9 protein-coding genes are annotated in these 8618 nt (G+C 33.6%); 4 read left to right on the forward strand and 5 right to left on the reverse strand.

Annotation, left to right across the window (positions count from 1 at the left end; all coding sequences use genetic code 11):
* Positions 1-293 precede the first annotated feature (293 nt).
* From ACWVCY_RS07880 to ACWVCY_RS07895, 4 genes are all read right to left on the reverse strand, one after another.
* Complete coding sequence (locus ACWVCY_RS07880) at positions 294-677, reverse strand: hypothetical protein (protein ID WP_455141815.1); 384 nt, start codon at positions 675-677, stop codon at positions 294-296.
* A gap of 173 nt (positions 678-850) precedes the next feature.
* The gene (locus ACWVCY_RS07885) at positions 851-1054 is read right to left on the reverse strand and encodes a hypothetical protein (protein WP_455141817.1); all 204 of its coding nucleotides are present in this window, start codon (positions 1052-1054) and stop codon (positions 851-853) included.
* 106 nt (positions 1055-1160) lie between these two features.
* Complete coding sequence (locus tag ACWVCY_RS07890) at positions 1161-1808, reverse strand: HAD family hydrolase (RefSeq protein WP_455141818.1); 648 nt, start codon at positions 1806-1808, stop codon at positions 1161-1163.
* Between the two features lie 31 nt (positions 1809-1839).
* The gene (locus ACWVCY_RS07895; RefSeq protein WP_455141820.1) at positions 1840-3216 is read right to left on the reverse strand and encodes a family 4 glycosyl hydrolase; all 1377 of its coding nucleotides are present in this window, start codon (positions 3214-3216) and stop codon (positions 1840-1842) included.
* A 307-nt stretch (positions 3217-3523) separates the two neighbouring features.
* On the opposite strand from ACWVCY_RS07895, the gene ACWVCY_RS07900 reads away from it, so the two are divergent.
* The 4 genes from ACWVCY_RS07900 to ACWVCY_RS07915 are packed head-to-tail and all read left to right on the forward strand — an operon-like array spanning position 3524 to position 7095.
* Positions 3524-4831 carry an FAD-dependent oxidoreductase gene (locus ACWVCY_RS07900; RefSeq protein WP_455141822.1) on the forward strand — a complete coding sequence of 436 codons (1308 nt, stop codon included), beginning with the start codon at positions 3524-3526 and terminating at the stop codon, positions 4829-4831.
* Positions 4832-4846: 15 nt separating this feature from the next.
* On the forward strand, positions 4847-5137 hold the full coding sequence (locus ACWVCY_RS07905) for a ferredoxin family protein (protein WP_455141824.1): 291 nt from the start codon (positions 4847-4849) through the stop codon (positions 5135-5137).
* A 49-nt stretch (positions 5138-5186) separates the two neighbouring features.
* Positions 5187-5987, forward strand: a complete 801-nt coding sequence (locus ACWVCY_RS07910) for an electron transfer flavoprotein subunit beta/FixA family protein (RefSeq protein ID WP_455141826.1) — start codon at positions 5187-5189, stop codon at positions 5985-5987.
* Between the two features lies 1 nt (position 5988).
* On the forward strand, positions 5989-7095 hold the full coding sequence (locus ACWVCY_RS07915) for an electron transfer flavoprotein subunit alpha/FixB family protein (RefSeq protein WP_455141827.1): 1107 nt from the start codon (positions 5989-5991) through the stop codon (positions 7093-7095).
* A 63-nt stretch (positions 7096-7158) separates the two neighbouring features.
* Here the strand turns inward: ACWVCY_RS07915 and ACWVCY_RS07920 are convergent, their stop codons facing one another.
* Entirely contained in the window at positions 7159-8469 is a 1311-nt protein-coding gene (locus ACWVCY_RS07920) for a tetratricopeptide repeat protein (protein WP_455141829.1), read from the reverse strand.
* Positions 8470-8618: the final 149 nt, after the last annotated feature.

Here is an 8618-nt window from a genome sequence, read left to right on the forward strand (position 1 = left end):
GATCTTTTTAGTATAATTTAGAGGTCTCGAATGAGAGTTAAACTTTCTCTTAATCACGTTCTGACTTCCAGTAAGGAGGAAATAAAAAATGATCAGTATAGGGATGGTCCTCCATAAAAAATCTATTAGGGATGTTAGGAACTCAAATTGAAAATTAAGTAATAATCGAAATTTTATCCCCAATACTAGACTAAAAAGACTTGATAGAGCTAATATCTCATTGATAAAATTCTCTAGCTTCTTCAAAATCATTAGATTCGAATTTTATTTATTTTTACAAAGCTTCTTAAAGCTTAGGAAGTGGATGATGAAGCTGCCCTTGCTGCAAAAAGTATTTTCAGTTCTTCATTTACTCCAATCAGCGCTTCTTGACGCTCCAAATTACGTTTCTCTAGTTCATTAAGGGTTTTAGCCTTTTTCTTTATTTGAATTTCACTTTTAATTTCTTCTAATGTTTTTAAATGTTGTTTAGGGCTAGAAGCTAGATGCGGAGTTACCTGACCCTCCATCAGCAAGCGTAATCTTGATCGAATGAACTCTGCACGTTTATATTTACTTGGAACATTTTCCATTACCCAGTTATGGAGATCCTCGGGTAAAATTAACATCACTGCTCCTTCACCAAAAGTAATCGGACCGTCATAATTGAGAATTTTCTTAGTTTTCTCGACGTGCATGATGCTTCACATATTATTAGATGATTACTTAATAAACTCGAAAAATATATATTCTCTTGTGGGGGGATGTTAGAACTTTAAAAGTTCTCTAAGGTAAGGAAAAAGGGTACTCTAAAAAATAACATTATTAATCTTACTAATTTCTTATGTGAAATTAGATTTTTTCCTTTAGGTTAAGGAGGCAAACCTTTTTTCTTCTTATTCCGCTCCAACCGTTCAATTAGCACTATTCCTGCGAGATGAAGACAAATTAATCCAATCCAGATGAAAAAAATGACTATGTCAGATGAAGAATTATAAAGAAGTCCCATTAATAGCCCATATGAGGATGCTACCACTATAGCATAAGCGAGTTCATTAAATCCGAATTTTCTCATAAGTATTCATCTCTGAGGTATTATTTCTCCTTAATAAATCACACCTATATATGTTACTAACTAGATTTTCCGAATGTATAAAATATATCCCAATTCAAATGGTTAATTAATTTTCTTGTTTTAGTGAAGTAAGTAATGATTCAAAATCAAGCCAACTCGTAATGATTTTATAAGGATGAACTAAAAAAGAGTTTAAAGATAATTTTCTTGAATTAAATAAAATGAATCTTATTTTTGCTTTGCTTGCTGCTATAGAATCAATCCAAGAGTCCCCAATATAGACTGTGTTTAGGTTTGATACTTGAAATTCATTCATAAGTTTGATTAATCCCTCTGGATGGGGTTTAGGATGAGTTATATCGTCTCGTGTTAAAATAAACATATCACAAAGGAAAGGAAATTTCTCATAATAACTATTAATAGTAATACGTGAGCTATTTGTATAAATTGCAGATTTCAGAGAGAATTTTCTTAATAACTTTGGAATCAATTTCGCTCCATCCATCATCTTAGCCCCCTTAATTGCTTCTTCTTCTAATATCAATAGTCTTTTTACTCCTTCAGGGTAGAGCTGTGGCTGATGTTCTTTTAAAAGTCCTAATAAACTTAAAATTGGAGTTTTTTCAACTTCTTGACTTAAAATGGAGGGATCAAGTAGTTCTGCTACTTGGTTTCGAATCGCGCTATAATTGAGATTTGAATGGATGATTGTATCATCAAGATCAAAGATTATAAATTTAATAGGATTCATCATTCATAAAACCAATATTTTGAGAGCTAATTGACTAATTTTTAATAAAATATTTTGGAAGATATTTTTTATTTGTTATAAGATATTCATCTATTAATTTTTCTGCTAAATCCAAGTCATCGAGCATTAATGCGAAAGCCTGTAAAGCTAAATCGCGATCACCTTTTATGGATGATTCTGTGATTATCTTAGCGATAGATATTTCCTTTCGACAGAGTGCTGCAATACCTTCAGGTAATTTGCCTACTTTCAATCCTGATACACCAAAACTATTAATTAATGCAGGAACTTCAACAATAGCATCATTAGGTAAATTACTAATTGTACCATTATTGAGGATATTTACAGCTTGTTCATAAGCATTGGCATTTGTTAACATCTCTGCAATTATAGAATCTCCCCGTTCAGCTGGGTTAGGATGAATATCCATTGGACGTTTTCCTGAAATTATATCATTAATTCGAGTCCACATTTGTTTTCGTTGTTTTTTTCCACGATCAAAATCATATAATTGTATTGAATATTTTTCCCAATTTTCTTTACTTAGAGTATAAGGAACATATTCAGCTAAATGACAGTCACCTGGGACAGGTAAAAGCTTAAAGAGTTTAAACATATGCTGAGTCAACGGTTCGAACTTGGGATAAAGATTCTTGGCCTCCTTACGAATGAGAGGATACATATCTTCACTTGAATATTTCCTTCTGACATCTAACATCCAAGTAAAATGGTTGATCCCTGCAGCGATGATATCATATTCACTAGCAGCTGCAATTGCAAATTCTGTTAATATTTTTTGACTTTCATTAGTCCATTTTACTTCAAAGTCTAGATTGTTTGAATTTATGTCGAGATCACATGCTAAGTAACGACCTAAAATACCATATCCATGCCAGATTTGGTGACACAATCCTATAGATTTTACACGAGTTTGTTTTGCTGCATAACCTATTCGAGGTACTGGATTAGTGAAGTTTATCAGCCATGCATTTTTAGAAAGATCATGGATATCATAAAGAATTGGCATAATAAAGTTTAATCCTCTTGCTGTATCAGTAAAACTTCCCATCAATCCGTTTTCAGCATAATGATAGATACCATACTTTTGTGCAATTTCATAATCTTTAATCCAAGTTTCTTCTCTGTCGACAGCAACTGATAATATCACAAAATCCGCGTCGGGGAGAGCTTTTTTCCGATCAGTGGTAATCGATATTTTAATATTTGACTTCCATTCTTTTTTCATCTTTTCTGAAAGGGCATGAATCCCCTTCAAATGAGATTCATTAATATCGACTAGCGATAATGTTGCGTTTTGTAAATCTTCATGTGCAATGATTCGTGAAAGATTTTCCAGACCAAAACTTGCACTACCTGCTCCAATAATAACAATTTTAGGGTCAGAAGTCATAATTAAAGCCTCAGAAACTTAAAATCTCACTTAGATAAAATTTCGAACTAAAATCTAAAAGATTTTTACTTCGATTTAACTTCGATTTTTTATTAAATCAATTGTTATTACCTGTATTTTTAAGCCAAGAGGCTAAATTTTTGATATTCATGGATTCTCTTAATTCATTAGAATGAAAGGGAAGGGGAAATTATTATTGCCTTTTCTGAGATCGTAGCTCAAATTTTTCTGTTTTTCGCTAAGAAATTGCTTAAAACATTAATGAAGCTAGAATATCTCGGAAAGAGAAGGAAAATTAGGGTATAAAATGGCGGAACAAGAAAAATTTGATGTGATAATTATCGGAGCAGGACCTGCTGGAAGTTCTGCAGCTATTCGGTTAATGCAGGCAAATCCTGACATGAATGTGGCTCTAATTGATCGTGGGAAACCAATAGGTTCGAAAAATATTTCTGGTGGTGTGATTTGGGGTCAAAGTCTCTCAGAGATTCTCCCTAAATGGTGGGAAGAAGCCCCAATAGAGAGGCGAATTATTCAAAAGCGAACTGGATTTCTTACTAAAGAGGATTCATTTGTATTGGAGCTCTCTTTTCCAGAATGGGAACATGATCCACCTAATGCTATTAGTGTCCTTCAAACAAAATTTGTTACGTGGTTATCTAAAAAAGCAGAGAAATATGGGGTTAATGTATTTGAGGGAATAGCTGTTGATGATCTTTCTAGAGATGTTAATGGGCGATTCAACGGTATCATCCAAGCAGGAGAAGAATTTCAGACAGATGTTGTAATTATCGCTGATGGTGCCAATTCCCGATTAACCCTAGCATCAGGCTTACGTAGAGAAATGAAAAAAGAACACTACGCTCTAGGAGTAAAAGAAGTTCTCCGTCTTCCGGAAAGCATTATAAATGAACGTTTTAATCTCGAATCAAAGCTAGGAGTGGCTTCAGAATATGTTGTAGGGGGACTCATGGGAGGAATCAGATCAGGAGGATTTTTATATACAAATAAGGACACATTATCAGTTGGTGTGATTACTCAAATAGACACGATGAATGATCCTAATTTTCCTCCTGTAAATATTCTTGAATCCTTTAAAAAACATCCTTACATTCAAAAACTAATTAAAAATTCAGAACTTGTCGAATACAGCTCACACTGGGTACCTGAGGGAGGAATACATATGCTTCCTAGGTTATATGACGACCATGTTCTGGTTGTTGGTGATGCTGCGGGGTTTGTCTTATCCAATGGAATTATAATTCAGGGAATAAACTATGCTATCTCATCAGGGATTTTGGCTGCAGATACAATTCTTCATGCTCAAAAGTCTAATGATTTCACCAAAAAAACCCTGAAAAAGTATGAACAGAAGTTAAAAGAAAGTTATATCCTGAAAGACTTGAAAACATTTCAGGGAATTCATAGTATAATTCGTAATCCACGGCTTTATGAGCAATATCCCGAGTTATTGATTGGGATTTTCAAAGATATGCTAACTGAGAATAGCCTGCCTAAAAACCACCTTTTGAAACTTTTTCGTTCCCAAAAAAAGAAAAAACAGGTTAGTTGGTTGCAATTAATACGGGACGGCATTACACTAAGACATTTCTAAGAATGTGTTGTTTAAATGACAGAACAAGAAGTTGATATAAGAAAAAAATTAGGAACTCTCACCTATGAAACTGATGCAGAAGAAAACGCACATATTACAGTTATACAAGAGATCTGTGCTCGGTGTCCTCACCATTTGTGCATTGCTGGATGTCCTGCTTCATGCTTTAAGTTTATCGAAAATAAAATGGTTTTTCGGTATGAGGACTGTATTGAATGTGGAACATGTTATCTTATGTGTGATCAAGGTTCCGTGAAGTGGAATTTCCCTCAAGGAAGTTTTGGTGTTAAGTTTGAATTGGGATAATTGGAAAATCTGTAATAACTTTCATAGAAATGTGTAGGAGAAGATCTGATTGGTATCAATTCTTGTTTTGTTAAAACAGGTTCCATTACCTAAAGAGATGAGGACATCCGAAGAAGGTTTTATGATGCGTATTGGAGTAAAATCGATCATGAATCCATATTGTAAGCACGCATTAGAAGAAGCACTTCGTTTTAAGGAAAAATTAGGAGGGACAGTCACTATATTAAGTATGGGACCTCCTAGTTTTGAACAAAGTCTTCGTGAAGCACTTTCAATGGGAGCTGATAACGCATATCTGTTATCTGACAGTAAATTAGCAGGATCAGACACTATGGCTACAGCACGTGCATTGAGTCTTGCCATAAGAAAAATTGGGGAGTTTCAGATAATTTTTGCAGGTATACAGACTATTGATGGAGATACAGGTCATGTGGGCCCACAAGTAGCAGAACGTTTAGGCTATAATCAAATTACATATGTAACCCACTTAGAAGCAAACAATAGTAGTGTAATGGCACGAAGATTGGTAGAACGTGGTTATGAGAAAATAGAAGCCCCTTATCCCGTTCTTATCACAGTAACAAGATATGCAAATATACCTCGTGGACCTAGATTACAATCTGCTATACGTGCAAGGAAGTACGAGATAAAACGATTATCTATTGAAGATATCGGATTACTCCCCAATGAAGCAGGAATCATGGGTTCCCCTACAATTGTTTCAAAAGTTAGAAAAGTAAAGTTTGAGCGTCCATCCTGTAAAATCCTAGAGGGACCAACTTCTGAAAGCAAAGTAAACACCCTATTAACCGAATTATCAAACTTGATTATAAAAACGGAGAAAAATTAAAGTGATAACAGAAGATCACTATGAAGAGGTAGATCTTCGTACTGAGGCAGTAGGTGTCTATACATTCGTTGAGTCTTTTAAAGGAGAGATTGCTCAAGTAAGCTTTGAGATACTTGCAATTGCAAGGAAATTAGCTGATCAACTTAATACTTTCGTAACAGCAATTCATATGGGAGAAAATAAAAAACAACTAGAAGAAGATTCAAAATTGTTGTGGGCTTATGGAGCTGATAAGGTCATTATTGTTCATGATGAACGGTTAGATCATTATTATACCTTACCATATACAAGAGCTATTTATGAGATAATCATAAAACTTAAACCAGAAATTTTTCTTTTTGGCGCTACAACAACTGGAAGAGATCTTGCCCCAAGGGTAGCTGCTCGATGTAGCGTTGGTTTATCAGCAGATTGTACTGGATTTGCTATTGATGATTATTATGATGAGAAAAATCTGAAATTATACAAAAAAGTAGCTAATTTTATCCGTCCTTCATTTGCTGAAGCCAAACTTGCTACTATTATTGGAAATCCAAAATTATGGAAATATCCTCAGATGGGAACTGTTCGTCCCAGTACATTTACCCCAATGCCCTCTGATTTATCTAGAAAAGGTACTACTGAGTTTTTTAAGATTGATTTTTCCCCCTATGAATTTATTGTAAAAGTACATGAAAGTGTCAAGGAAACACAGGATATAGTTGATTTTGATCGTGCAAAGATTATTGTTTCTGGGGGAAATGGTGCTGGACGAGAAGCCTTTAAACTATTAAAAGAGCTTGTTAACGCTATTAATGCTAATGGACAACATTGTGAATTAGGTGCTAGTAGATCCGCTGTAGAAGCTGGATGGGTTGGACGACAACATCAAGTTGGACAAACTGGTCGGACTGTTCGCCCCGAATATTATATTGCAGTAGGAATTTCAGGAGCAATTCAACATTTTGAAGGGATTAAAAATTCTAAAAGAATAATTGCAATTAATAATGATCCTAATGCTCCAATTTTTACATACGCGGATGTAGGAATTGTGGACGATTATAAAAATATCATCCCAATACTTTTAGAAAAGGTAAAAGAAGGATATATCTTCCCCGATGTGAAATAGATTTCAAGAAAGATTCCTAATCTTATGGTTTAAATTTTTAAGATTGCACATCAATCTATGCAATCAAACTTTGCTATCCCATGATTGAAGTAATTTCTTCGCATCTAAGACATAATCGTTTAATTCTTGTTGATTTTTATATACACGTTTTTTAATCATCCGATTTATAAGATCACTGATTTGTATCAGTTCTGATAAACTCTTAATCTGAGGTTTTTGCTTAAGAATAATTTTCCAATCCACTAATTGAGAAGATAATAAATCCATTTCAAATGAAATTGTTTGTGAAAGTTTCTTTAATCCTCGGTCCTCTGCAATCATATTCGCGGTTGAAATTAATTCTAGGGATTTTTGAATATCAAATTCCATAATCGCTAAGCGAGATTGTAGAAGGTATGTTTCCGAAAGAAGAGAGTGTAATTGTTGCTCTTGGGCTATTTTAAGAAGGATTCCACTTAGCTTTTTTATTTCCTCAAAATCACGTTTTTCTTCTTCTTGGTTCTTAGTTAAGCTAAGTTCAAAGAGTAATAACTCACATAAGTGGAGTAATACTGAAACTCTTAACTCATGATTTACGATTTCATCTTGTAAAATACTCTGTAATATTTCCCTCGCTCTAATTTTATCCTTCACCTGCGGATTTTCTTTTAGGATTAATGCTTGTGAAACTAAATAACGCTGCTTGATTATTTTATTCTCTGTCTTCTCAGCTATTGCTTTAAGATAATTTGCATATTTATCTATTAGTTCTATATCTTTTTTTTCAATTGATACAACAACTTGATGAAATAGGTTTTCTGAAAGGCTGATTTTATTATCAAATACTTCGACAACTTTTAAGGCCTTATCAAAATACTCTAGTGCCGTATCAAATTCCCCTTTCTGATAAAAGACTTTTCCCAAATTATGTAAGCCTGAAAAGATATGTTCATTATTACCTGTCTCTTTGAATAAATCTAAACCTTGATTATAATAGTTCCATGCCAGATTAAGTTCACCTTGGGTATGATAGACATCTCCGATATTGTTCAAAGCAATTGCAATCTGTTGTTTATTGCCCAATTTCTGTTTTATATTTAGCGATTCTTTATAATATTCAAGTGCTTTCGTTAGTTGACCTTTATAGTAATAAGCAACACCTAATGAATTAAGAGTTTCACCAATACCATATAAATTATTTGATATTTGATTTCTGATTGTTAAAGCGTCAGAAAAACATTTAATTGCTTCATCAAGCCTCCCCTCGCGTAAATATATAGATCCTTTATTATGTTGAATATTTCCTTCTTGAAAAGTAATATCATTTGGTTTATATTCTTTAATTAGTATATCTGCCCTTTTAATTGCCTCCCAGCTTTCTTTAAGTTTTCCCATTCTCCAATAGGCTTCTGAAATCAATATTAAAGATCTACTTATTTTATACCCCAAAAACTCTTTTCAGTTTGTGTAAAATTGTGACCAAAGCCAATATTGAGAATATAAATGTGTTATTAAATTCTGGAAAGTTTGAACTAGCTTTGAAA

The organism is Candidatus Hodarchaeum mangrovi, from assembly GCF_975850365.1.